We start from the raw sequence: 23,541 nt of genomic DNA on the forward strand, positions 1-23,541 counted from the left end.
GAACCAGACTAGTAGCCAGTGGCTAGGGTGAGTTCCCGTGAGCCCCGTCAGCGCGTCATCCGGTTACCCGTCCCCCACCGTCGCCGTCGCGAGCACGCTGCCCAAGCGCAAGGTCGCCTCGTCGGTTCTGATCGTTCCGATCCTCAGCGGTGACGACGACGGACCGGCCACCGTGGTGGCGAATCCGTACCTGGACGCCGAGGCGGTCGGTGAGATCGAGGTGGCCCTCGAGGCGCTGGGAGCCAAGGGTGGGGCCGAGCAGTTGACCCGGATCGTGGTGCCGTCCCTGCCCGTGGACAGTGTGCTCGCGGTCGGGTTGGGCCGCGGGCGCGACCAGTGGCCCGCCGAGACGATCCGGCGAGCCGCCGGCGCGGCCGCGCGCTCGCTCTCCGGGGTGGAGACGGTCATCACCACGCTGTCGGACATCGAGCTGGAGGCGTCGATCGAGGGGTTGATCCTGGGCGCCTACCGGTTCACCGCCTTCCGCAGCGACAAGACCGCGCCCCGCGACGCCGGGGTGCGCAAGATCAGCGTGCTGACCCCCGACACCCGGGCCGCGACCAAGGACATCGCCGCCCGGGCGGCCGCGATCGCCACCGCGGTCGCCACTGCCCGCGATTTCGTCAACACCCCGCCCAGCCATCTCTTCCCGGCCGAATTCGCCAAGCGCGCAAAGGCATTGGGTGACGCAGCGGGTCTCGACGTCGAGGTGCTCGACGACAAGACGCTGGCCAGGGAGGGGTACGGCGGAATCATCGGGGTCGGCAAAGGATCGTCCCGTCCGCCCCGCCTGGTCCGGTTGAGCCATCGCGGCGCCAAGACCAAGAACAGTAAGTCGGTGGCTCTGGTGGGCAAGGGTGTCACGTTCGACACCGGAGGCATCTCGATCAAGCCGGCGGCCAACATGCACCACATGACCTCCGACATGGGCGGGGCGGCCGCGGTGATCGCGACCGTGGTGCTGGCCGCCCAGCAGAAGCTGCCGATCGACGTCGTCGCGACGGTGCCGATGGCCGAGAACATGCCGTCGTCGACCGCGCAGCGACCCGGTGACGTGCTGACCCAGTACGGCGGTATCACGGTGGAGGTGCTCAACACCGACGCCGAGGGCCGGTTGATCCTGGCCGACGCGATCGTGCGCGCATGCGAGGACGAGCCGGACTACCTCATCGAGACGTCGACGTTGACCGGTGCACAGACCGTGGCGCTGGGCGCTCGGACGCCGGGGGTGATGGGCAGCGACGAGTTCCGCGACCGGGTGGCCGAGATCTCGCAGTCCGTCGGCGAGAACGGCTGGGCGATGCCGCTTCCCGAGGAGCTGAAGGACGACCTGAAATCGACGGTGGCCGACTTGGCCAACGTCAGCGGGTCCCGCTTCGCCGGCATGCTGGTGGCGGGAACCTACCTGCGCGAGTTCGTCAGCGACGGTGTCCAGTGGGCGCACATCGACATCGCCGCGCCGGCCTACAACTCCGGGGGCCCGTGGGGCTACACGCCGAAGGGCGGCACCGGGGTGCCGACCCGGACGATGTTCGCGGTGCTCGAGGACATCGCCCGTAATGGCTGACTACAGGATGTTTCCGCCCCGCGCCGTGCTGCGCATGACCTGCGGCAGTGCGTGGGAGACGCCGTAGACGGCGTACGCCTCGAACGTCACCGGGCGCACCGCCTGCTTCCGCACCACCGCATCGACGATCGCGGCGGCCACTTTCTCCGGACCGTACCGGCGCACCGAGAACCCGCGCCGTGCGCGGCCGCGCACGGTGTCCACCTCGCCGAGGCGGGCCTGCGGCAGCGAGAATCGCGTGGTCTCGACGATGTTGGTGCCGATGACGCCCGGGCAGATCGTCGTCAGCCCCACCCCGGCGGCGTCGAGTTCGGCGCGTAGGCAGTCCGAGAACATGAACACCGCGGCCTTGGAGGTGCAGTAGGCGTTCATGACGTTGACCGGCGTGTAGGAGGCCATCGAGGCGACGTTGACGATGTGCCCGCCAATCCCCCGCTCCACCAGCCGGGGGGCGAACGCGCGACAACCGTTGACGACGCCACCGAAGTTGATGTCCATGACCCGGTCGAACTCCTCGGCGGGCGTGTCGAGGAAGAAGCCGGCGTGGCCCACCCCGGCGTTGTTGACCACCACGTCGGGCACGCCGTGTGTTGCGCACACCTGCGCCGCGAACGCCTCCACCGCCGCCGCATCGGCCACGTCGAGGCGGTAGCTGTGGGCCTCGGCGCCCTCGGCGGCCACTCGCCGCGCGGTTTCGGCCAGACCTTGCTGGTCGATGTCGCTGATCACGACGTCGGCGCCGGCACGCGCGAACGCCAGCGCGGTTTCGCGGCCGATTCCGCTGCCGGCGCCGGTCACCGCCACCAAGTTGTCGGTGAAGGCGTTGCGAGCTCGACCGACCTGGGCGCGACGCAGCTCCCGCGCGGCGGGGGCGCCCCGGAGATGTTCGACGAACTGGGTGACCGCACGGGCCAGCACCTGCGGGTGCGACGACACGATGTCACGGCCGGCCTTGACATCGCGCCGCCACAGCTGCGTCACCCGGGCCGCCATGTCGTCGTAGACGTGCGGACCGAGGTACTCGTCGGCGGTGGCGACGATGAGCTGGACCGGGACGTCGACGTCGAGGTCACCGCCGGCGCCGTCGCCGCGGACGTTGGCCCGGCACTGCTTGTCCGACAGCAGCCGGGGCGCCGCCGCTGCCAGTCGGCCGAGCTGGGCAGCACCGCGCAGGAATCGTCTCGGCCGGTGCGGGTGGCGCAGCGAGTCCACCAGGTACCGGCGCAGATGCGTCAGGTCGGTGCCGGCCACCGAGGTGAACGATGCCACCGACGTCCCGCCGCGAGGTCCGGTCAGGTGCTCCCACACCGCGCTCGAGCCCCAGCCGTGGGCGACGACGTGAACGTCGGAGTCGACCGAGATCGCGGCGAGCACCGCGGCGAAGTCGTCGGCGAGCCGAGCGAGCCGATAGGCGGCGGTGCCCGACGGCACCGACGAGTCACCGGCACCCCGTGGGTCGTAGCGGACGATGCGGAACCGGTCCTGCAGATGCGCGACCACCGGATCCCAGACCGTGTGGGTGTCGGGGTGACCGCTGACCAGCAGGACCGTGGGCCCGTCGCTGCGGCCTTCCTCGAACACGGCGATGTGCAGTCCCTCGCTGTTGACGACCACGAGCGGACCCTACCGGTCGCCGAGCTCCTCCCGGGCGGCGCGCTTGCGCAGGATCCGCTGCCGCGCGTCGTAGTCACGCATGCGCTGCGGGTAGCCGACCTTCTGCACGTCGTAGACCGGAATCTTGAGCCGGTCCGACAGCTTGCGCGCGCCCGATTGGCCGCCGGCGCGGCGCCGCGTCCATTCACCGTCGGCAGCCACGAGCACCACGGTCACCTCGGTGACCGTGGTCTTGGGCTCCACGAATGCCTCCACGCCCTTGTGCTCGGCCACCCACTGCTGCAGGTAACGCAGATCAGCGGCCCGATCGCTGGTGGCCGTGCGTCCCCCGCGCCGACGGCGAAACCTGTCGAACAGTCCCACCTTGCGCGTGCTCCTCTCCGGCTCGAGCTGGACGACTCCTCTTTCGATAGTGCCAGAGCGGCCAGTAAGCCGGTCCACGGCGAAACGTTGCGGCAGACGTGACAGGATGGGAAGCGCAGTGCAGTTACCCGCGTCCGACCGTGCAAGGGAGCCACGACAATATGGCCATCTCCGTTCAGATGCCCGCACTCGGTGAGAGCGTCACCGAGGGGACAGTCACCCGCTGGCTGAAGCAGGAGGGAGACACGGTCGAGGAGGATGAGCCACTGCTGGAGGTGTCGACCGACAAGGTCGACACCGAAATCCCTTCGCCGGCGGGCGGTGTGCTGAAGAAGATCATCGCCCAGGAGGACGACACCGTCGAGGTCGGTGGCGAGCTGGCGGTGATCGGCGACGCCGATGACAGCGATGACTCCGATGACTCAGCCGACTCGGATGACTCAGCAGACTCGGACGACTCGGACGACAGCGCCGATGCTGCCGAGTCCGAGGACAACGGGGACGAGGACAGCGGGGACGAGGACAGCGAGCCCGAACCCGAGGCTGCGGCCAAGTCGTCGGGCGGATCGTCGGGCTCCGGGGGTTCGTCGACGCCGGTGCTGATGCCCGAGTTGGGTGAGTCCGTCACCGAGGGCACTGTGACGCGGTGGCTGAAGAAGGTCGGCGACAGCGTCGAGGTGGACGAGCCGCTGGTCGAGGTGTCCACCGACAAGGTCGACACCGAGATCCCCTCGCCTGTCGGGGGCACGCTGCTGTCCATCACGGCCGAGGAAGACGACACCGTGGAGGTGGGCGGCGAGCTGGCCAAGATCGGCGAGCAAGGCGCGGACACCGGCGACAGCGAACCGGAGCCCGAACCCGAACCCGAACCCGAACCGGAGCCCGAACCAGAACCGGAGCCCGAGCCCGAGCCGGCCAAGGAGAAGGCACCCGAACCGAAATCCGAGCCCAAGCCGGAATCGAAACCCGAGCCCAAGCCCGAGCCGAAGCCCGAATCGAAGCCGGCTGCAGCGAAGGAGTCGTCGGGTGACTCGTCGCCGTACGTGACACCGCTGGTGCGCAAGCTCGCCAGCGAGAACGGCGTCGACCTGTCGACGGTCAAGGGCACCGGTGTGGGCGGCCGGATCCGCAAACAGGACGTCCTGGCCGCCGCCGACGAGAAGAAGTCGGCGGCACCGGAATCCGAGCCCGCCGCGGCAGCACCAGCGAAGGCGGCGCCGGCCCCCGCGGAGCCCTCGCCGGCGTTGGCGCATCTGCGGGGAACCACGCAGAAGGCCAACCGGATCCGTCAGATCACGGCCAAGAAGACCCGCGAGTCGCTGCAGGCCACCGCACAGCTAACGCAGACCCACGAGGTCGACATGACCAAGATCGTGGCGCTGCGGGCCAAGGCGAAGGCCAAGTTCGCCGAGCGCGAAGGCGTGAACCTGACCTACCTGCCGTTCATCGCCCGGGCGGTGATCGACGCGTTGAAGATCCACCCGAACGTCAACGCCAGCTACAACGAAGAGGCCAAGGAGATCACCTACTACGACGCCGAGCACCTGGGCTTCGCCGTCGACACCGAGCAGGGTCTGCTCTCCCCGGTCATCAAGAACGCCGGCGACCTGTCGCTCGGTGGGCTGGCCCGGGCGATCTCCGACATCGCCGGACGCGCGCGGTCCGGTGACCTCAAGCCCGACGAGTTGTCGGGCGGCACGTTCACGATCACCAACATCGGCAGCCAGGGCGCGCTGTTCGACACTCCGATCCTGGTTCCGCCGCAGGCGGCCATGCTGGGCACGGGGGCCATCGTCAAGCGGCCGCGGGTGATCGTCGACGACTTCGGCAACGAGTCGATCGGCGTGCGCTCGGTGTGCTATCTGCCGCTGACCTACGACCACCGTCTGATCGACGGCGCCGACGCCGGCCGCTTCGTGACCACGATCAAGCGCCGGCTGGAAGAGGGTGCCTTCGAGGCCGATCTCGGGTTGTAGACGACGGTGTCGATGCCCCCTGACTCGGTCATCGCGGTCGCCGGCTCTTCAGGTCTGATCGGCACGGCGCTGGTCTACGCGTTGCGCGCCACCGACCACCGGGTGCTGCGCATCGTGCGGCGGGCGCCGGCCAACGGCGACGAGGTGTCGTGGAATCCCGACACCGGTGAGTTCGACGCCGGCGCGCTGCGCGGTGTGGACGCGGTGGTGAACCTGTGCGGCGTGAACGTCGCCCAGAAACGCTGGTCGGGCGCGTTCAAGCAGAGCCTGCGGGACAGCCGCATCGGACCCACCGAGGTGCTCGCGCGCGCTGTCGCCGACGCCGGCGTCCCAGTGCTCGTCAACGCCAGCGCCGTCGGCTACTACGGGGACACGGGGGCGACACCGGTCGACGAGTCCGCACCGCCGGGCAACAACTTTCTGGCCCGGCTCACGGTCGACTGGGAGGACGCCACCGCGCCGGCCGCACAGCACGGAGCGCGGGTGGTGCAGACCCGCACCGGGCTGGTGATGGCGCCGTCGGGCGGGATGCTGGGACGGCTCAAACCGCTGTTCTCGCTGGGCCTGGGGGCGCGTCTGGGCAACGGTCGGCAATATCTGTCCTGGATCAGTCTCGAAGACCAGATCCGGGCTCTGCTGTTCGCGATCGGCCACGACGAGCTGGCTGGTCCGGTGAACTTCACGGGGCCAGCTCCGGTCACCAACGCGGAGTTCACCACCGCCCTCGGACGCACCGTCAACCGTCCCACCGCCCTGATGGTGCCCGGCTTCGCGTTGCGCACGGTGCTCGGCGAGTTCGCCGACGAAGGGTTGCTCGGCGGGCAGCGCGCCATCCCGACCGCTCTCGAGCGGGCCGGTTTCCGCTTCCACCACAACACGATCGGTGAGGCGCTGGCATTCGCCACGGCACCCACCCGCACGTGAGCGGGAGTACCGTCGGCTCCATGCAGACCTCGATCCGTTCAGACCGTGCGCCGGTGCGTGTGCGTCGGCTCGGATCGATCGACTACCGGGCCGCGTGGGAGCTGCAACGCGAACTCGCCGACGCCCGGGCGGCCGGCGGTCCCGATTCGCTGCTGTTACTCGAGCATCCCCCGACCTACACCGCCGGGCGGCGCACACTGCCCGAGGAGCGCCCCCAGGACGGCACCCCGGTCATCGACACCGACCGCGGCGGCAAAATCACCTGGCACGGCCCCGGTCAGCTGGTCGGCTATCCCATCATCGGGCTGGCCGAGCCGCTGGACGTGGTCAATTTCGTGCGGCGACTCGAAGAGGCGTTGATCACGGTGTGTGCCGACCTGGGCCTGCCGACCGGCCGGGTCGAGGGGCGGTCCGGCGTATGGGTCCCGCCCGACGAGCGTGGCCCGGCCCGCAAGATCGCCGCCATCGGGATCCGGGTGGCGCGCGCCACCACCCTGCACGGCTTCGCGCTGAACTGCGACTGCGACCTCGGCGCGTACGGCTCCATCGTGCCGTGCGGCATCGCCGACGCCGGGGTCACGTCCCTGTCCGCCGAGCTCGGCCGCCGGATCGGCGTCGACGACGTCGCCGACCGGGTCGCCGACGCAGTGTGCGCGGCGCTCGACGGCAACCTCACCGGCACCGACACCGCGCCCGCAGACGCAGTACCATCGACGCAGTGAGTGTCGATCCCGGTAACCGCAAACTGCTCCGGCTCGAGGTGCGCAACGCGCAGACGCCGATCGAGCGCAAGCCGTCGTGGATCAAGACCAGAGCCAAGATGGGTCCGGAATACAAGGAACTCAAGAGCCTGGTGCGGCGCGAGGGCCTGCACACGGTGTGCGAAGAGGCGGGTTGCCCCAACATCTACGAATGCTGGGAAGACCGCGAAGCCACGTTCCTGATCGGTGGCGAGCAGTGCACCCGGCGTTGTGACTTCTGCCAGATCGACACCGGCAAGCCCGCCGAGTTGGACCGTGACGAGCCGCGCCGGGTGGCCGAGAGCGTCGCGGCGATGGGGTTGCGCTACTCCACGGTGACCGGCGTGGCCCGCGACGACCTGCCCGACGGCGGGGCCTGGCTGTACGCCGAGACGGTGCGCGCGATCAAGGCGCTGAATCCCAGCACCGGGGTGGAGCTGCTGATCCCCGACTTCAACGCAGAGCCCGCGCTACTCGACGAGGTGTTCGCTGCGCGCCCCGAGGTGTTGGCTCACAACGTCGAGACGGTGCCGCGCATCTTCAAGCGGATCCGTCCCGGTTTCCGCTACGAGCGCAGCCTGTCGGTGCTCACCATGGCGCGTGCGGCCGGCCTGGTCACCAAGAGCAACCTGATCCTGGGGATGGGTGAGACGCCCGAGGAGGTGCGCGACGCGCTGGCCGACCTGCATGAGGCGGGCTGCGACATCGTCACCATCACCCAGTATCTGCGACCGTCGGCGCGGCACCACCCGGTCGAGCGGTGGGTGCATCCCGAGGAGTTCGTCGAGCACGAGAAGTATGCCGCCGGCCTCGGTTTCGCCGGGGTGCTGGCCGGGCCGCTGGTGCGCTCCTCCTATCGCGCCGGGCGGCTCTACGAGCAGGCCAGCAAGCGCACGCTGACCAGCTGAACGCCGCTACTCGATCACGCCGCCACGCCGGCCCGGCGGGATTTGTATGCTGGACACGTTATGGCGAAATCGCGCAATCCCGCTGAGGTCAAGGCCGCCAAGGCCGAGGCGAAGGCCGCCCGCAAGGCGGCGTCCAAGCAGCGCCGCAGTCAGCTGTGGCAGGCCTTCCAGATCCAACGCAAAGAGGACAAACGCCTCATCCCCTACATGGCGGGGGCGTTCGTCCTGATCGCGGGGGCATCGGTGGCCGCGGGCATCTACGCCGGCGGCTTCACGATGTTCATGCTGATCCCGCTCGGCATCGTGCTGGGTGCGCTGGTCGCGTTCATCATCTTCGGCCGCCGAGCCCAGAAGTCGGTCTACCGGAAAGCCGAGGGTCAGACCGGCGCCGCGGCCTGGGCGCTGGAGAATCTGCGCGGCAAGTGGCGGGTGACGCCCGGAGTGGCGGCCACCGGCCACTTCGACGCCGTGCACCGGGTGATCGGCAGGCCCGGGGTGATCTTCGTGGGCGAGGGTTCGGCGGCTCGGGTCAAACCGCTGCTGGCGCAGGAGAAGAAGCGCACCGCCCGGCTCGTCGGCGACGTCCCGATCTATGACTTGATCGTCGGAAACGGTGAGGGTGAGGTGCCGCTGTCCAAGTTGGAGCGTCACCTGACCAAGCTTCCGGCCAACATCACGGTCAAGCAGCTGGATGCGCTGGAATCACGGCTGGCCGCTCTCGGCAGCAAGGTGGGTCCGGCCGCGATGCCGAAGGGGCCACTTCCCACGGCCGCCAAGATGAAGGGCGTTCAACGCACGGTACGCAGGCGCTGACCCCACAATCAGTCCATGTGCACCGCATGTGACTGGTCGTCGCGCTTCGCCGCGTTCGGCACTCCCCGACCGTTGTCGACCAGCCGCCGTGCGGCGCTGCGCGCCGGAGCACTGCTGGTCGTCGCGACGAGTCTGGCCGCGTGCGCAACACCGGGTGAGAGCCCCACGCCCGCACCCACCGAGAACGCCGACGCGGATGTGGTGTTCCACCGCGGCCGGGTTTATACGCTGAACGAGACGGCGCCCTGGGCGCAGGCGGTCGCCGTCACCGGGAACACGATCACCTACGTCGGCGACGACGACGGCGCCATGGCGTTGGCGGGTCCGGACACCCGCGTCGTCGACCTGGCCGGGCGTCTGCTGATGCCCGGCTTCGTCGAGGCCCACATCCATCCGTTCCTCGGGGCGTTCCTCACCTCCGGTGTCGACCTGCAGGTCCCGACCGGGGACGACGCGCTGGCCGCGATCGCCGACTACGCCCAGCAGCACCCCACCGGCCCGGTGCGGGGGTTCGGGTGGCGGGTGGACATGTTCGGTCCGCAGGGCCCCACCCGTGCCGACCTGGACCGGGTGTTGCCCGACCGGCCAGGTTTCTTCTTCGCCATCGACGGACACAGCCTGTGGGCCAACAGCACGGCGCTCGAGATGGCCGGTGTCAGCCGCGACACCGCTGACCCGATTCCGGGATTCAGTTACTACGTCCGCGACGGCAACGGCGACCCGACGGGCTACATCCTGGAAGTGGACGCGGTCCTGGGCCTCGTCAACGCGATCGAGCCGATCTCGCCCGAGAACATGCAGACGCTGCTCGAGTCGTGGCTGCCGAAGGCCTCCGAAGCGGGCATCACCGCGCTGTTCGACGCCGGGGTACCGCCCATCGGTGACGACCAGGGCGCGCTGATCAGCCTGTACACCGACGTCGAGCAGCGCGGAGCGCTGCCGTTCCGCGTGGTGGCGTCCTACAGCGTGAAGTCACCGCCGGTCGACGGGGCGGTCGCCGCGTTCACCGACATCCGTGACCGGATCTCCAGTGAGCTGGTCACCGTCGGCGTGGTCAAGGTCATCGGTGACGGCACCCAGGAGGGCTACACCGCCTGGCTGATCGAGCCCTACGCCGACAAGCCCGACTCGACCGGAGGCTCACCCTTCACCGAGCAGCAATGGCGCCAACTCATCTCCGAGGTCGACGCCGCCGGGTTCGACGTGCACGTGCACGCCTGCGGTGAGCGCACCGCACGCACCGCGCTCGATGCCATCGAGGCCGCCGTCGCCACCAATCCGCCCCGCGACCGTCGACACACCATTGCTCACCTGGTGTACGTGGCCGAACCGGACAGCGGTCGGTTCGCCGACCTCGGCGTCGTCGCACAGTTCTCGGCCAACTGGATGTCGGCTGACCCCGACACGGTGGAGAACCTGGCGGCCCGCTACGGGCGCCCCCGCCAGGACCTGCTCTACCGCATCCAGGACGTCGCCCGAGCCGGCGGCCGCATCTCGCTGGGGACCGATTGGCCTGCGGCCGGGTATTTCTCGACCTACAAGCCGCTCGACTCGATCCAGATCGGCGTCACCCGGCAACTCATCGGCGAGCCCGACGCCCCGGTTCTCGAACCCGCCGATCAGCGCCTGACCGTCGAGCAGGCCGTGCACGCCAACACGCTCGGGGCGGCCTATCAGATCCGGCTGGACGACCGGGTGGGTTCGCTACAGGCCGGAAAGCTTGCCGACCTGATCGTGCTGGACCGCAACATCTTCGACATCGACCCGCACGACATCCACCGCGCCGAGGTGCAGCTGACGATGATGAACGGGCGGGTCGTGCACGAGGTGTGAGACGTCCTAGCGCTTCACCACCGCGGTCTTGGTGGCCAGATCGTGCAGCCCCCGCAGATCGGAGTCGGTGAACAGAGCGGGGATCACCAGCGCGATCAACAGTCCGCGGCCCAGCGCCCGGCCGACACCTGCCGGGCGGCCGTCGACGCCGACCACTCTGAGCCCCAGCGCCAGCTGGCCCGGGGAGAAGCCGAACAGCCGCACCGACACCACGCCGAGCACCAGCCAGATCCCCAGTACTGCCGTCGACAGCATCGACATGCTGATCAACCCGACCGTCATCGCGAGGGCGGCCAGGCCGTAGGAGACCAGCCAATCGAGGCTCAACGCGGCCACCCGGCGCCCGAACCGGGCGATCGAACCCGGACCGCTCTGCGGCATGCCGAGCCGCTCGCCCGGATACTTGCCGGGGTCGGAGGCGTCCGGGCCGGACAGCCAGGACCCCAGACCGGAGCCAGTGGAAGGGGCCATGATGCCAGGATATGTGTGCACCACGACCGTGCTGGATCCGCCACCGGAAGGCTCATGCGTAACGTCGGCGCAACATATGGTTGACGACGGTGCAACATCGGGTCCATAGCGTCAACGCGCGGGCTTACCAAATAAAGGAGAGCAATCAGTGGCAGAAAAGACCGCCGACGACATCATGAAGATGATCAAGGACCAGAATGTCGAGTACGTCGACATCCGGTTCTGCGATCTGCCCGGTGTGGTCCAGCACTTCTCGATCCCGGCTGCGGCCTTCGATGAGAGCGTGTTCGAGGACGGCCTGGCCTTCGACGGTTCGTCGGTTCGCGGCTTCCAGTCCATCCACGAGTCCGACATGATGCTGCTGCCGGACCCGGCAACCGCGCAGATCGACCCGTTCCGGCACGCCAAGACACTGAACCTGAACTTCTTCGTCCACGATCCGTTCACCCGGGAGGCGTACTCCCGCGACCCGCGCAACGTGGCCCGCAAGGCGGAGAACTACCTGGCCAGCACCGGCATCGCCGACACCTGCTTCTTCGGCGCGGAGGCGGAGTTCTACATCTTCGACTCGGTCAGCTTCGACTCGCGGATGAACGGCACCTTCTACGAGGTGGATTCGGAGTCCGGCTGGTGGAACAGCGGCGAACCGCTCGAGGCCGACGGCTCCCCCAACCGTGGCTACAAGGTCCGCCCCAAGGGCGGCTACTTCCCGGTGGCGCCCTACGACCACTACGTCGACCTGCGCGACCAGATGGCCACCAACCTGCAGAACGCGGGCTTCGTGCTCGAGCGCGGTCACCACGAGGTGGGCACCGCCGGTCAGGCCGAGATCAACTACAAGTTCAACACCCTGTTGCACGCGGCCGACGACGTGCTGCTGTTCAAATACATCATCAAGAACACCGCCTGGGCCAACGGCAAGACCGTCACCTTCATGCCCAAGCCGCTGTTCGGCGACAACGGCTCCGGCATGCACGCCCACCAGTCGCTGTGGAAGGACGGCAAGCCGCTGTTCCACGACGAGTCGGGTTACGCCGGTCTGTCGGACATGGCCCGCCACTACATCGGCGGCATCCTGCACCACGCCCCGTCTCTGCTGGCGTTCACCAACCCGACGGTGAACTCCTACAAGCGTCTGGTGCCGGGCTACGAGGCCCCGATCAACCTGGTCTACAGCCAGCGCAACCGGTCGGCGTGCGTCCGTATCCCGATCACCGGCAACAACCCGAAGGCCAAGCGCCTCGAGTTCCGCTGCCCGGACAGCTCCGGCAACCCGTACCTGGCGTTCGCGGCCATGCTGATGGCCGGCATCGACGGCATCAAGAAGAAGATGGAGCCGCTGGCGCCGGTCGACAAGGACCTCTACGAGTTGCCGCCGGAGGAGGCCGCCAACATCCCGCAGGCGCCCACCTCGCTGGCCGCCGTGATCGACAAGCTCGAGGAGGATCACGAGTACCTCACCGAGGGCGGCGTGTTCACCCCCGACCTGATCGAAACGTGGATCACCTACAAGCGCGAGAACGAGATCATGCCGGTGCAGATTCGTCCGCACCCGTACGAGTTCTCGCTCTACTACGACGTCTGAGTCGGCCCCGCCGACGCGACGTCTGAGTCGGCCCCGCCGACGCGACGTCTGAGTCGGCCCCGCCGACGCGACGTCTGAGTCACCCGGAGAGCCGGATGGCCGCCCCGCACGGGGTGCCATCCGGCTCTTCGTCTTCCCGCAACTCCTTCGAAACCGAAACACTATGCGGACTGCAGTCCGCTCCGGTACCCTCACAGCCATGTCACAGAAAGTGGATGCGCGCCTGGCGAGCCTGTCCTCCCCCGCGCTGAGCATCTTCCGCATCATCTTCGGCCTGCTGTTCACGCTGCACGGCACGATGAAGCTCTTCGGCTGGCCCGTCGGCGAAGCCGTGCCGGTGGGCACCTGGCCCTTCTGGTGGGCGGGCCTGATCGAACTCATCACCGGCCTGCTGATCACCGTCGGCTTCTTCACCCGCATCGCGGCGCTGATCGCCGCGGGCCAGATGGCGGTGGCCTATTTCTGGCAGCACTGGGGCATCCTCGGCGGCGAACTCGGAAGCTTCTGGCCCACCGAGAACGGCGGGGAAACCGCGCTGCTGTTCTGCTTCGGGTTTCTCGTGCTGGCGGCGACCGGCGCTGGAGCATGGTCTGTCGACGGCCAACGGGGCGGGTCGACGCTGGCCCGCACCTGAGCTGCTCTCAGTCGCCCAAACCCATGTCGGTGCGGAAACGGCGCATCCCGTCGATCTTGTCGGCAGTACTCGAGTCCGGACCGCTGTAGAACATCCACGGCATCGTGATGATCCCGGTGATACCGCCGGCCTCGGCTCGCGCGTAGTGCTCCGGGGTGAACGCGTCGGTCAGCGGCGTGATCACCTCGAACCCGTCCATGCTCAGATCCTTCTCGGCACGTAGCCGCCGGACGGCGTCGACTCGTTCCAGCGCCTTGTCGGTGGTGATGAGATCACCGATCCAGCCGTCGTGCCGGGCGGCCCGGCGCAGCGCGATGTCCGACAGTCCACCCACGTACACGGGGATCGGCGGCGGAGTGGGCTCCATCTCCAGCCGCGGAGCGGTGTAGAACTCGCCGGAGAACTCGGTCCAACCCGGCGACCACAACGCCTTCATCAGCTCGAGCATCTCGTCGGTGCGCCGGCCGCGTTTCTCGAACTGCTGACCGAGCAACTCGAACTCCTCACGGCACCAGCCCACGCCGATACCGAGCTCCAGGCGGCCGTCCGCCAGCACCGCGGCGGTTCCGATCGACTTGGCCGCCGAGTACGGATCGCGCATCGCGGGCAGGTACACCGTGGTGACGAACCGTAGTCGGGTGGTCACCAACGCGGCCGCACCGATCATCACCCAGGGGTCGGGCCAGTCGGTGAACGCCTCCCAGCGCCGGGACCCGTCCTTGGTGTAGGGATAGGGCGTCTGCAGGGTTTCGAGGTTGATGACGTGATCCGGGATCGCCATTCCGTGATATCCGAGATCATCGGCGGCCCTGGCGATCTCGACAGCCTCCCGGGTGTCGAGGAAGGCCGTGCTGACGTAGAACTTCATCCGGCGTCGCGCGCCCACGCCGGCATGATGAACACGCCCTCGGCTTCCACGGTCACGCCCTCGGCGTCCTTGAGGTATCCCCGTGCGTAGGTCTTGAAGCCCTCCGACCGTTCGACGAACGCCTCCGCCCGCACCGGCCCCAGGTGCGTGCCGCGCAGGTACTTCACGCTGATCGTGCCGGTGAACTTCGGCAGGCTCAGCCCTTCGCTGGCGACCTCTCCGAGGATGTGGTCGAGCAGCAGTGCGCAGATGCCACCGTGCACCCAGCCGGGCGGTCCCTCGTAGGCTCGACCCAACGTGAACTCACTCCAGCAGCTGCCGTCGGGCTCGTGCTGGATGACCATCGGCGGGGCGATGGCATTGCGAAGCCCGACAGCGGGATTGGCCCACGCGACCGGCTTGCCGGTGTCGGCGTGCCGCAGAGTCGAGGTCACGGTTCGCTGTTGGCGTTCGAGCAACTCGGTCGCGGCGTCGAGGTGTCGCAGCGCCTCCTGCACGGTGTCGTCGTCGACGGCGGTGTGGATCCCGACATCGATGAGCCTGCGCAACGCGTCGGTGAGCGGGTCATAGCTTGCCCGCTGGCGGTCGTACTCCTCGCCGCTGATCACATCGAACGGAAAACTCACACCAATCCTCCACATCCACCAGTCGGCTCAGCCTCCGTATCCATGAGTCGGCTCAGCCTCCACATCCACCAGTCGGCTCAGCCTCCACATCCATGAGTCGGCTCAGCCTCCACATCCATGAGTCGGCTCAGCCTCCGAAAACCTTGCGGACCACGGCCTTCGCCCGCCGTGTCACCCGCAGATAGTTGTCCAGGAATTCGCCGCCGTCCCCGTCGGGCCAGCCGGCCGCAGTCGCCACGGCGTTGAGCAGACGTCCCGGCCCCGGCAGCTGGTCGGTCGGCTTGCCGCGCACCAGCACCAGCGCATTGCGCGCCTTGGTCGCGGTCAGCCACGCGTCACGCAGCAGTTCGATGTCGCCCTCGGCGATCAATTCGGCTGCGCCGGTCGCGGCCAGGCTGTCCAGCGTCGAGGTGTTGTGCAGCGCAGGGATCTTGTGCGCATACCGCAACTGCAGCAACTGAACCGTCCACTCGATGTCGGCCAACCCGCCGCGGCCGAGCTTGGTGTGGGTGTTCGGATCGGCGCCGCGGGGCAGCCGCTCGGCGTCCACCCGCGCCTTGATCCGCCGGATCTCCTGCACGGTCTCGGCCGACACACCGCCGGGCGGATAGCGGGTCTTGTCGATCATCAGCAGGAACTTCTCGCCCAGTTCGAGGTCCCCGGCCACGCGGTGCGCCCGCAGCAACGCCTGCACCTCCCACGGCTGCGCCCACTGCGCGTAATAGGTCTGATAGGACGACAGCGTGCGGACCAGAGACCCGCTGCGCCCCTCGGGACGCAGGTTCGTGTCCACCTCCAGAGGCGGGTCGGCACCCGGGGTCCCCAGTCGTGAGCGCACCTGCTCGGCCACCGTCACCGACCAACGCACCGCCGCCGATTCCTCGACCCCCTCGTTGGGTTCGCACACGAACATGACGTCGGCGTCCGACCCGTAACCCAGTTCTCCGCCACCGAGGCGGCCCATCCCGATGACCGCGATGCGGGCCGGTGGACCGGACTCCGGGGAATTCGCCCGGATCACCGCGTCCAGGGCGGCCTGCAGCACCGCCACCCACACCGCGGTGAGCTGCTTGCAGACCGCGGTGACGCTCATCATGCCGAGCAGATCAGCCGAGGCGATGCGGGCCAGTTCCCGGCGGCGCAGCGATCGTGCCGCCGCGATCGCCCGCGCCGGGTCGCTGTGCCGGGCCGCCGAAGCAACCAACGAACGGGCCACCCCCTCGGGGTCCGCCTCGCACAGCTTGGGCCCGTTCGGACCGTCGGCGTAGAGCTGGATGACTTCCGGATCGTGCATGAGCAGCTCCGGCACGTAGGCCGAGGTGCCCAGCACGTGCATCAACCGTTTGGCGACCGCTCCCTCGTCGCGCAGCGTCGCCAGATACCACCGGTGGTCGGCCATCGCGTCGCTGAGACGTCGGTAGTTCAGCAGCCCCGCGTCCGGGTCGGGGGTGTCGGACAGCCAGTCCAGCAGTGTCGGCAACAGCACCCGCTGCACCCGGCCACGTCGCCCGCTACTGCCGGTCAGCGCGGCCAGATGGGTCAGCGCGCTCTCCGGCCCTTCGTAACCCAGGGCGGCGAGCTGGCGCTCGGCGGCTTTGGCGCTCATCCCGACCGGCAGGCCCATCGTGGCCTCGGCGACCGATTCCAGCAGCGGCTGATAGAACAGCTTGGCGTGCAGCCGCGACACCCGGTGGCTCTGGCGCCGCAGCTCCTCACGCAGCACGCCCAGCGAGTCGTGGCGGCCGTCGGGACGCATGTGCGCCGCGCGCGCCAGCCAGCGCAGCGCCTCGTCGTCGTCGAATTCGGGCAGCATGTGGGTGCGCTTGAGGCGCTGGAGCTGCAACCGGTGCTCGAGCAGGCGCAAGAACTCGTACGACGCCGTCATGTTGGCCGCGTCGTCCCTACCGACGTACCCGCCGTCGGCGAGCGCGGTCAGCGCTTCGACGGTCGAGGCCACGTGCAACGACTCGTCGTTGCGTCCGTGCACCAGCTGCAGCAGCTGCACGGCGAACTCGACGTCACGCAGGCCGCCGGTGCCCAACTTGAGTTCGCGCGAGCGCACCGCGGCCGGCACGAGCTCCTCGACCCGGCGGCGCATCGCCTGCACCTCGGGCACGAAATCCTCACGCTCGCAGGCGGTCCACACCATGGGCTCGAGAGCCTCGATGTAGCGCCTGCCCAGATCCATGTCGCCGACGGCGGGCCGCGCCTTCATCAGCGCCTGGAACTCCCACGTCTTGGCCCACCGCTGGTAGTAGGCGACGTGGGAGTCCAATGAGCGCACCAGCTGGCCCTGCTTGCCCTCCGGCCGCAACGCCGCGTCGACCTCGAAGAACGCGTCGGAGGCCAGCCGCATCATCTCGCCGGCGATGCGGGTCGCCAGCGCGAGGCTGCGCTGCGAGCCGTCGTCGGCGACGAAGATGACGTCGACGTCGCTGACATAGTTCAGCTCGCGGGCGCCGCACTTGCCCATCGCGACGACGGCCAGCGCCGGCGGGTCCTCCGCGCCGCACACCGAGCGGTTCACGACGCTCAATGCCGCACCCAGCGCGGCGTCGGCGAGGTCGGCCAAGTGGCGACCTACCTCGGTGAACGGCAGCACCGGCTCGTTCTCCACGGTCGGAGCCAGATCCAGTGCGGCGAGCACCATCACCCGGCTGCGGTAGAGCACCCGAAGCGGTGACACCGCCGCGATCGCGTCGTCGTGCTGGTCGGCCTCGGCGGCGAAGATCTCGTGCAGCTGTGCCGGTGTCGGCAGCGTGACAGTGCCGGCCAGCAGGTGCCAGGCCTCCGGGTTGGCGATCAGGTGATCACCGAGCGCCAGTGAGGAGCCGAGCACCGCGAACAGTCGTCCGCGCAGCCCGCGGTCCTTCAGCAGTGCGCTGTCGAGTTCGTCCCAGCCCGAGTCGAGCGCCTCGGCCAGGCGGGTGATCGCGCGCAGCGCGGTGTCGGCGTCGGGGGCCCGGGACAGCGACCACAACAGTTCCACGTGGGCGTCGGTGTTCCAGCCGAGCCGGTCCAGGTCGGCCTGCGCGGTCGACTCCACCAGTCCGAGCCGACCGACGCCGGGCAGCTTGGGTCGCTGCGTCGCGGGTTTGGCCACCCTTGAGAATCTAGTGCAGGCCGAAATCCCTACAGCGACAGATACGTCTTCAGCTCGAACGGGGTGACGTGACTGCGGTAGTTCTCCCACTCGGTGCGCTTGTTGCGCAGGAAGAAGTCGAAGACGTGCTCACCGAGCGCCTCGGCGACCAGTTCGGAGTTCTCCATCTCGGTCAGCGCGACACCCAGGCTGCCGGGCAGCTCCTTGTAGCCCAGCGCGCGGCGCTCCTCCGAGGTCAGGCTCCACAGGTTGTCCTCGGCCTGCGGTCCCAGCGTGTAGCCCTTCTCGACGCCGCGCAGCCCGGCGGCCAGCAACACCGCGAAGGTCAGGTAGGGGTTGCACGCCGAGTCGGGGCTGCGCACCTCGATGCGCCGCGACGACGCCTTGTGCGGGGTGTACATCGGCACCCGCACGAGGGCAGAGCGGTTGGCCGCACCCCAGGACGCCGCGGTGGGGGCCTCACCGCCGTGCACCAGCCGCTTGTAGGAGTTCACCCACTGGTTGGTGACCGCGCTGATCTCGGTGGCATGCTCGAGAATGCCTGCGATGAACGACTTTCCGACCTCGGAGAGCTGCAGGGGGTCTTCCGGGCTGTGGAAGGCGTTGTTCTCGCCTTCGAACAGGCTCATGTGGGTGTGCATTGCCGACCCCGGGTGCTCGGCGAACGGCTTCGGCATGAACGAGGCCCGCACCCCGTCCCCGAGGGCGACCTCCTTGACGACGTAGCGGAACGTCATCACGTTGTCGGCCATCGACAGGGCGTCGGCGTAGCGCAGGTCGATCTCCTGCTGCCCGGGCGCGCCCTCGTGATGACTGAACTCGACCGAGATGCCCATCTGCTCGAGCGCGTCGATCGCGTGGCGGCGGAAGTTCGGCGCGGTGGCGTGCACAGCCTGGTCGAAGTAGCCGCCGTTGTCCGCGGGCTCGGGCTCGCTGCCGTCGTCGGGACCGGGCTTGAGGAGGAAGAACTCGATCTCGGGATGGACGTAGCAGGTGAAACCGAGGTCGCTGGCTTTCGAGAGTTGACGACGCAGCACGTGCCGCGAGTCCGCCCACGAAGGCGAACCGTCGGGCATCGTGATGTCGCAGAACATCCGCGCCGAGTGATGCTCGCCGGCGCTGGAGGTCCACGGCAGCACCTGGAACGTCGACGGATCGGGTCGGGCCACCATGTCGGCCTCGGACACCCGGGCAAACCCTTCGATGGCCGAGCCGTCGAAGCCGATGCCCTCCTCGAAGGCACCCTCGAGTTCGGCGGGTGCGATCGCCACGGACTTGAGGAATCCGAGCACGTCGGTGAACCACAACCGGACGAAGCGGATGTCGCGCTCCTCCAGAGTGCGCAGCACGAATTCCTTCTGCCGATCCATGCCCGCGAGCGTAGGTTCCGCCTGTTAAATCCGTGTTACGTCCGGACGCTCCGCTTCGGGTATCCGGTTACGTCTGAACTGGCGAAAGACCCGCCGGAGACCGAGGCATCGAGAGACCCCGATGAGCGACCACCCCCACCCGCTGACTCCCGACGAGTTCCGCGACATCTACAGCAAAGTCCCGCGACTGACTGTCGAAGTCGTGCTCCGGTCACCGGCGGGGGTGCTGCTCACGCTGCGAGACATCGAGCCGTGCCGCGGACTGTGGCATCTACCAGGCGGAACGGTTCGGTACGGAGAAAAGTTGCTCGACGCCGTGCGTCGCGTGGCGGCCAGAGAGCTGGGCATCGAGGTGGTCGCCGCCCGCCCGTTGGGCTACATCGAGTACCCGAGCCATCACGAGAACGGCCTCGACTCGCCGGTGGGCATCGCGTTCGAGGTCGTCGACTACACCGGGGTCATCCACCCCAACGCCGAAGCCGCCGACACGCGATGGTTCGCCGGGATGCCGGCGGCCATGCATCGCGAGCAGGCCGACTTCCTGCGCTCGCACTCCGATGGCGCGTTCCACCGCCCCATCGCCTCTCAGCCGCGCCCGTGAGCTAACACTGCAGATTGGGCGGGGGCAGCACCGAGTCGACGAGGAAGTCGACGATCGCGGTGTCCACGCACGCGTCCCCGTTGAACACCACGGTGTGCTGGGCGCCGTCGAAACTGATCAGCGACGCCCCCATCTGGCGGGCCAGCGCGACACCGGATTCGTACGGTGTCGCCGGGTCCCCGGTGGTGGAGACCACGACCACCTTGCCCGGCCCCGGGGAGGTCGCCGGGTGGGCCGCCGTCGTGGCGGGCACCGGCCACAACGCGCATTCGTCGCGCGGGGCGAAGCCGGTGAACGACCCGTAGGCGCTGAACGGGGCGACCTGCCGGATGCGGCGGTCCGCCTCGGCCCACACCGCGGGGTCGGTCGGGTACACGGCGTCGACGCAGCGGATGGCGGTGAAGGCGTCCTGGCGGTTCTGATAGTGCCCGGACTTGTCACGGCGCTGGTAGTCGTCGGCGAGCAACAGCAGGTCGACGGGATCGGTGCCGCGCTGCAGGCCCAGCAATCCGCTGGTCAGGTAGGTCCAGTACCGGGGCGAGTACAGCGCGCTCGCGGTGCCGGTGATGGCGTCCTGGTAACCCAGCGGTCTCGGGTCCGACGTCGCGGCGGGATTCGCCACCAGCGGGTCCACCAATTGCCGGAATCGGGTGACGAACTGGGCGGGGTCGCTGCCCAGCGGGCAGCCCTCGGACAGGGCGCAGTCCGCGGCGTATTTGTCGAAGGCGCGCTGGAAACCAGCCATCTGGTTGATGCTCTTGGTGATCGGATCCAGGCTGGGATCGATGGCGCCGTCGAGCACCATGGCTCGCACCCGGTCGGGGTACTGCTCGGCGTACGCGGCGCCGAGCTGGGTGCCGTAGGAGAAGCCGAGATAGTTGATCTGCTCCTCGCCCAGCGCGGCGCGCACCACGTCCATGTCCCGGACGCCGGCCGCAGTGCCGATGTTGGCCAGGAAATCCGCCCCCATCCGGTTGAGGCACTGCGAGGCGAACTCCCGGTTGAGTTCTTCGATGTGGGCCACCCCGGCCGGGCTGTAGTCGACCATCGGTTCGGCGCGATCGGCGTCGAACTCGGCGTCGGTGCGGCACCGCAGTTCAGGGGTCGAGTGTCCGACTCCGCGCGGGTCGATGCCGACGAGATCGAAACCGGTGGTGATCGGGCTCCCGGCCAACGCCGCCGCCATTCCGGCCACCGTGTCGACAGCCGAGGCTCCCGGGCCGCCGGGGTTGACGATCAGCATGCCGATCTTGGGGCCGCTGGCCGGCACCCTGATCACCGCCAACTGGACTTGCGGCCCTTCAGGATTCGCGTAATCGACCGGGACGGCGACAGTGCCGCACTCGGCGGTGGGCACTGGGGTGGCGTCGCCGATCCACGGTGAACACGACGTCCAGACGGGCTGCGGCGCCGCCAGCGCCTGGGGGCTCAGCGCCGCCGACACCAGCACGCACGCCATCAACAGCCAACCCACCCGCCACATGGCAGCCATCGTGTCACGCGACCCGGACCCGGGTCTTCCCCTGGGCCCCAACAGAGACCGGGCCGTTATCCGGCGTCGAGCTCGTAGGTCAGCCACGTCGACTTCTCGGCGCCCAGCGCGTCGTAAAGCCGTTGTGCGACCACGTTGTCCGGCGCGGTCTCCCACACCAGCTTCGCCACGCCGCGCTCGCGGCACAGCTGCAGGCAGGCGGTGATGAGCTCGCGGCCCGCGCCGCCACCGCGGAACCCGGGAGCGACGTAGAGATCGTTGAGCACGCCGACACGAGCGGCGTACAGCGTCTGCCATGTCCAGAAGATCGTCGCGAACCCCACCGCCGTTGCATCCGCGTCGCGGGCGATCAACTGGAGTCCTTCCTGTGGCTGAGCGATCAGCGACCGCGACATCGCCGCGAGCTGCTCATCGGCCGGGTCCACCCGATAGAAGTCGCAGTAGCCGCGCATCAGCGGCATCAGTTCGGGCAGATCGGCCTCGGTGACGACGCGCAGGGTCAGCATCGGGTGCCCGGCGGCGGCACCGTCAGGTCGATGAGGTACTCCGCGGAGATCTCGTCGACGCAGGAGTCGCCCTGCAGCACGACGGTGTGCTGGGTCCCCTCGTAGGTCAACAGCGTGCCGCCCAGCTGCTTGGCCAGGTCGACACCGGCCTGGTACGGAGTGGCCGGGTCGTTGGTGGTGGACACCACCAGGATCGGCGGCAGCCCGTTGACCTTGATCTCGTGCGGGGTGCTGGTCGGCGGGACCGGCCAGAAGCCGCATGTCGACATGGGCGCATAGCCGGTGAATTCGCCGTAGCTCATGAACGGCGCGGCTTCTCTGATCCGGCGGTCCTGCTCGACGATGGTCTCGCGGTCGGTGATGGCCGGCTTGTCGACACAGTTGACCGCCACCCGCGCGTCGGTCGAATTGTTGTAGCGCCCCTGCGCGTCGCGACCCATGTAGAGATCGGCCAGCGTGAGCATGGTGTCGCCGCGGCCCTCCTGCAGTTCGGTCAGGCCCTGGGTCAGGTGCCGCCACAGGCTCGGCGAGTACAGCGGAAGGATCGTCCCGACGATGGCGTCGTTGTAGCTCAACCCGCGTGGGTCGTCGGTCTCGGCCGGATCGTCGACCAACGGCTCCACCAGGTCCTGATAGACCTCGACGGCCTTGTCCGGGTCGGTGCCCAACGGACAGTCCGGGCTCTGTGCACAGTCGGCGGCGTAGTCGTCGAACGCCTGCTGGAACGCCGCGGCCTGGCGCACATCGGCTTCCACCGGGTCGGCGTTCGGGTCGACGGCGCCGTCGAGGATCATCGCGCGCACCCGCTCGGGGTACGCCTCGGCGTAGCCGGCCCCGATCCGGGTGCCGTAGGAGTAGCCCAGGTAGGTCAGCTTCTCGTCCCCCAGCGCCGCCCGGATCGCGTCGAGATCCTTGATCACGCTGGCGGTACCGACGTTGGCCAGGAAGTTCTTGCCCATCTTCTCGACGCAGCGGTCGACGAACTCCTTGGTCAACTTTTCGATGTGCGCCACCCCCTCCGGGGTGTACTCCACGACGTTGTCGGCGCGCAGCCGGTCGTTGTCGGCGTCGCTGTTGCACCACAGTGCCGGCGCCGAGTTCGCGACGCCGCGGGGATCGAATCCGACGAGGTCGAACCTCTCGCGCACCGACTCGGGCAGCGTCGTGACCATCGATACGGCGGCCTTGACCCCGGACTCCCCCGGCCCGCCCGGATTGATGACCAGCGAGCCGATCTTGTCCCCGGTGGCCGGGAAACGCATCATCGCCAGCTGGATGACCTCACCGTTGGGGTCCTCGGCGTTGTCCCAGTTGACCGGCACCGACAGCAGCCCGCACTCGGCGCCGGGCGGGATGCGGGATTGGTCAGAAGGACCGACCTCGCACGGCGCCCACTCGATGGGCGAGCCCGGCCGGGGGACGGCGATACGCGCGCGGCCCTCGACCACCGTGCTGCATCCGGCAACCACAATCGCCGCGGTGGTCAGTGTCAGACCGGATCGAAGGACCCGGGTGAAGAGCCTCATGGCACCACATGCTGCCATGAC

At 68.7% G+C, this 23,541-nt stretch carries 20 protein-coding genes; 10 read left to right on the plus strand and 10 right to left on the minus strand.

Annotated elements, in window-relative coordinates; all coding sequences use genetic code 11:
• The first annotated feature begins 37 nt into the window (after positions 1-37).
• Positions 38-1,567, plus strand: coding sequence for a leucyl aminopeptidase (locus J3476_RS11960; protein ID WP_207066694.1), 1,530 nt, complete (start codon positions 38-40; stop codon positions 1,565-1,567).
• Here the strand turns inward: J3476_RS11960 and J3476_RS11965 are convergent, their stop codons facing one another.
• Entirely contained in the window at positions 1,568-3,181 is a 1,614-nt protein-coding gene (locus J3476_RS11965) for an SDR family oxidoreductase (RefSeq protein ID WP_207066695.1), read from the minus strand.
• Between the two features lie 9 nt (positions 3,182-3,190).
• Complete coding sequence (locus J3476_RS11970) at positions 3,191-3,544, minus strand: oxidoreductase (protein ID WP_207066696.1); 354 nt, start codon at positions 3,542-3,544, stop codon at positions 3,191-3,193.
• 161 nt (positions 3,545-3,705) lie between these two features.
• On the opposite strand from J3476_RS11970, the gene sucB reads away from it, so the two are divergent.
• The 6 genes from sucB to J3476_RS12000 are packed head-to-tail and all read left to right on the plus strand — an operon-like array spanning position 3,706 to position 10,738.
• Positions 3,706-5,520 carry a 2-oxoglutarate dehydrogenase, E2 component, dihydrolipoamide succinyltransferase gene (sucB, locus tag J3476_RS11975; protein WP_207066697.1) on the plus strand — a complete coding sequence of 605 codons (1,815 nt, stop codon included), beginning with the start codon at positions 3,706-3,708 and terminating at the stop codon, positions 5,518-5,520.
• Positions 5,521-5,532: 12 nt separating this feature from the next.
• Complete coding sequence (locus J3476_RS11980; RefSeq protein WP_207066698.1) at positions 5,533-6,444, plus strand: TIGR01777 family oxidoreductase; 912 nt, start codon at positions 5,533-5,535, stop codon at positions 6,442-6,444.
• A gap of 20 nt (positions 6,445-6,464) precedes the next feature.
• Positions 6,465-7,166: a lipoyl(octanoyl) transferase LipB gene (gene lipB / locus J3476_RS11985; RefSeq protein WP_207066699.1), complete on the plus strand. Its 702-nt coding sequence runs from the start codon at positions 6,465-6,467 to the stop codon at positions 7,164-7,166.
• Entirely contained in the window at positions 7,163-8,092 is a 930-nt protein-coding gene (gene lipA / locus J3476_RS11990) for a lipoyl synthase (protein ID WP_207066700.1), read from the plus strand. Before lipB ends, lipA begins: the two co-directional genes overlap by 4 nt.
• A 60-nt stretch (positions 8,093-8,152) precedes the next feature.
• Complete coding sequence (locus tag J3476_RS11995) at positions 8,153-8,905, plus strand: DUF4191 domain-containing protein (protein ID WP_207066701.1); 753 nt, start codon at positions 8,153-8,155, stop codon at positions 8,903-8,905.
• A gap of 15 nt (positions 8,906-8,920) precedes the next feature.
• Positions 8,921-10,738, plus strand: a complete 1,818-nt coding sequence (locus J3476_RS12000) for an amidohydrolase (protein WP_207066702.1) — start codon at positions 8,921-8,923, stop codon at positions 10,736-10,738.
• Between the two features lie 6 nt (positions 10,739-10,744).
• On the opposite strand, the gene J3476_RS12005 is transcribed toward J3476_RS12000, so the two are convergent.
• A complete protein-coding gene (locus J3476_RS12005; protein WP_207066703.1) occupies positions 10,745-11,209 on the minus strand; it encodes an RDD family protein in 465 nt (154 codons plus the stop codon).
• 148 nt (positions 11,210-11,357) lie between these two features.
• Here J3476_RS12005 and glnA (J3476_RS12010) point away from each other — a divergent pair, with 148 nt between their 5' ends.
• Together glnA (J3476_RS12010) and J3476_RS12015 are read left to right on the plus strand one after the other, a co-directional pair.
• A complete protein-coding gene (glnA, locus tag J3476_RS12010) occupies positions 11,358-12,794 on the plus strand; it encodes a type I glutamate--ammonia ligase (RefSeq protein WP_152517667.1) in 1,437 nt (478 codons plus the stop codon).
• Between the two features lie 199 nt (positions 12,795-12,993).
• Positions 12,994-13,428, plus strand: coding sequence for a DoxX family protein (locus tag J3476_RS12015; protein WP_207066704.1), 435 nt, complete (start codon positions 12,994-12,996; stop codon positions 13,426-13,428).
• Between the two features lie 7 nt (positions 13,429-13,435).
• Here the strand turns inward: J3476_RS12015 and J3476_RS12020 are convergent, their stop codons facing one another.
• The 4 genes from J3476_RS12020 to glnA (J3476_RS12035) form a co-directional block, all read right to left on the minus strand.
• The gene (locus J3476_RS12020; RefSeq protein ID WP_207066772.1) at positions 13,436-14,296 is read right to left on the minus strand and encodes a TIGR03619 family F420-dependent LLM class oxidoreductase; all 861 of its coding nucleotides are present in this window, start codon (positions 14,294-14,296) and stop codon (positions 13,436-13,438) included.
• The gene (locus J3476_RS12025; RefSeq protein ID WP_373889051.1) at positions 14,293-14,937 is read right to left on the minus strand and encodes a PaaI family thioesterase; all 645 of its coding nucleotides are present in this window, start codon (positions 14,935-14,937) and stop codon (positions 14,293-14,295) included. The genes J3476_RS12020 and J3476_RS12025 overlap by 4 nt, the downstream gene beginning before the upstream one ends.
• Before the next feature lie 112 nt (positions 14,938-15,049).
• Complete coding sequence (locus J3476_RS12030; protein WP_207066706.1) at positions 15,050-18,025, minus strand: bifunctional [glutamine synthetase] adenylyltransferase/[glutamine synthetase]-adenylyl-L-tyrosine phosphorylase; 2,976 nt, start codon at positions 18,023-18,025, stop codon at positions 15,050-15,052.
• Positions 18,026-18,054: 29 nt separating this feature from the next.
• The gene (gene glnA / locus J3476_RS12035; protein WP_152517671.1) at positions 18,055-19,395 is read right to left on the minus strand and encodes a type I glutamate--ammonia ligase; all 1,341 of its coding nucleotides are present in this window, start codon (positions 19,393-19,395) and stop codon (positions 18,055-18,057) included.
• A gap of 121 nt (positions 19,396-19,516) precedes the next feature.
• On the opposite strand from glnA (J3476_RS12035), the gene J3476_RS12040 reads away from it, so the two are divergent.
• Positions 19,517-19,996, plus strand: a complete 480-nt coding sequence (locus tag J3476_RS12040) for an NUDIX hydrolase (protein ID WP_207066707.1) — start codon at positions 19,517-19,519, stop codon at positions 19,994-19,996.
• A 1-nt stretch (position 19,997) separates the two neighbouring features.
• Here J3476_RS12040 and J3476_RS12045 read toward each other — a convergent pair whose 3' ends face one another.
• Genes J3476_RS12045 through J3476_RS12055 form a run of 3 tightly spaced genes read right to left on the minus strand, consistent with a single transcriptional unit; the run spans position 19,998 to position 23,520 of the window.
• On the minus strand, positions 19,998-21,488 hold the full coding sequence (locus J3476_RS12045; protein ID WP_207066708.1) for an alpha/beta hydrolase: 1,491 nt from the start codon (positions 21,486-21,488) through the stop codon (positions 19,998-20,000).
• A gap of 56 nt (positions 21,489-21,544) precedes the next feature.
• Positions 21,545-21,994 carry a GNAT family N-acetyltransferase gene (locus J3476_RS12050; RefSeq protein ID WP_207066709.1) on the minus strand — a complete coding sequence of 150 codons (450 nt, stop codon included), beginning with the start codon at positions 21,992-21,994 and terminating at the stop codon, positions 21,545-21,547.
• A complete protein-coding gene (locus J3476_RS12055; protein ID WP_207066710.1) occupies positions 21,988-23,520 on the minus strand; it encodes an alpha/beta hydrolase in 1,533 nt (510 codons plus the stop codon). Before J3476_RS12055 ends, J3476_RS12050 begins: the two co-directional genes overlap by 7 nt.
• Positions 23,521-23,541: the final 21 nt, after the last annotated feature.

This window comes from Mycobacterium sp. PO1, assembly GCF_017312405.1.
In the GTDB taxonomy this organism is placed as follows: domain Bacteria; phylum Actinomycetota; class Actinomycetes; order Mycobacteriales; family Mycobacteriaceae; genus Mycobacterium.

What these genes read in the sequence shown, in the direction of transcription:
- sucB (WP_207066697.1), top strand. Translation starts at nt 3,706, where the DNA reads ATGGCCATCTCCGTTCAGATGCCCGCACTCGGTGAGAGCGTCACCGAG.
- J3476_RS11980 (WP_207066698.1), top strand. Translation starts at nt 5,533, where the DNA reads ATGCCCCCTGACTCGGTCATCGCGGTCGCCGGCTCTTCAGGTCTGATC.
- lipB (WP_207066699.1), top strand. Translation starts at nt 6,465, where the DNA reads ATGCAGACCTCGATCCGTTCAGACCGTGCGCCGGTGCGTGTGCGTCGG.
- J3476_RS11995 (WP_207066701.1), top strand. Translation starts at nt 8,153, where the DNA reads ATGGCGAAATCGCGCAATCCCGCTGAGGTCAAGGCCGCCAAGGCCGAG.
- J3476_RS12000 (WP_207066702.1), top strand. Translation starts at nt 8,921, where the DNA reads ATGTGCACCGCATGTGACTGGTCGTCGCGCTTCGCCGCGTTCGGCACT.
- J3476_RS12005 (WP_207066703.1), bottom strand. Translation starts at nt 11,209, where the DNA reads ATGGCCCCTTCCACTGGCTCCGGTCTGGGGTCCTGGCTGTCCGGCCCG.
- J3476_RS12015 (WP_207066704.1), top strand. Translation starts at nt 12,994, where the DNA reads ATGTCACAGAAAGTGGATGCGCGCCTGGCGAGCCTGTCCTCCCCCGCG.
- J3476_RS12020 (WP_207066772.1), bottom strand. Translation starts at nt 14,296, where the DNA reads ATGAAGTTCTACGTCAGCACGGCCTTCCTCGACACCCGGGAGGCTGTC.
- J3476_RS12025 (WP_373889051.1), bottom strand. Translation starts at nt 14,937, where the DNA reads ATGTGGAGGATTGGTGTGAGTTTTCCGTTCGATGTGATCAGCGGCGAG.
- glnA (WP_152517671.1), bottom strand. Translation starts at nt 19,395, where the DNA reads ATGGATCGGCAGAAGGAATTCGTGCTGCGCACTCTGGAGGAGCGCGAC.
- J3476_RS12040 (WP_207066707.1), top strand. Translation starts at nt 19,517, where the DNA reads ATGAGCGACCACCCCCACCCGCTGACTCCCGACGAGTTCCGCGACATC.
- J3476_RS12045 (WP_207066708.1), bottom strand. Translation starts at nt 21,488, where the DNA reads ATGGCTGCCATGTGGCGGGTGGGTTGGCTGTTGATGGCGTGCGTGCTG.
- J3476_RS12050 (WP_207066709.1), bottom strand. Translation starts at nt 21,994, where the DNA reads ATGCTGACCCTGCGCGTCGTCACCGAGGCCGATCTGCCCGAACTGATG.
- J3476_RS12055 (WP_207066710.1), bottom strand. Translation starts at nt 23,520, where the DNA reads ATGAGGCTCTTCACCCGGGTCCTTCGATCCGGTCTGACACTGACCACC.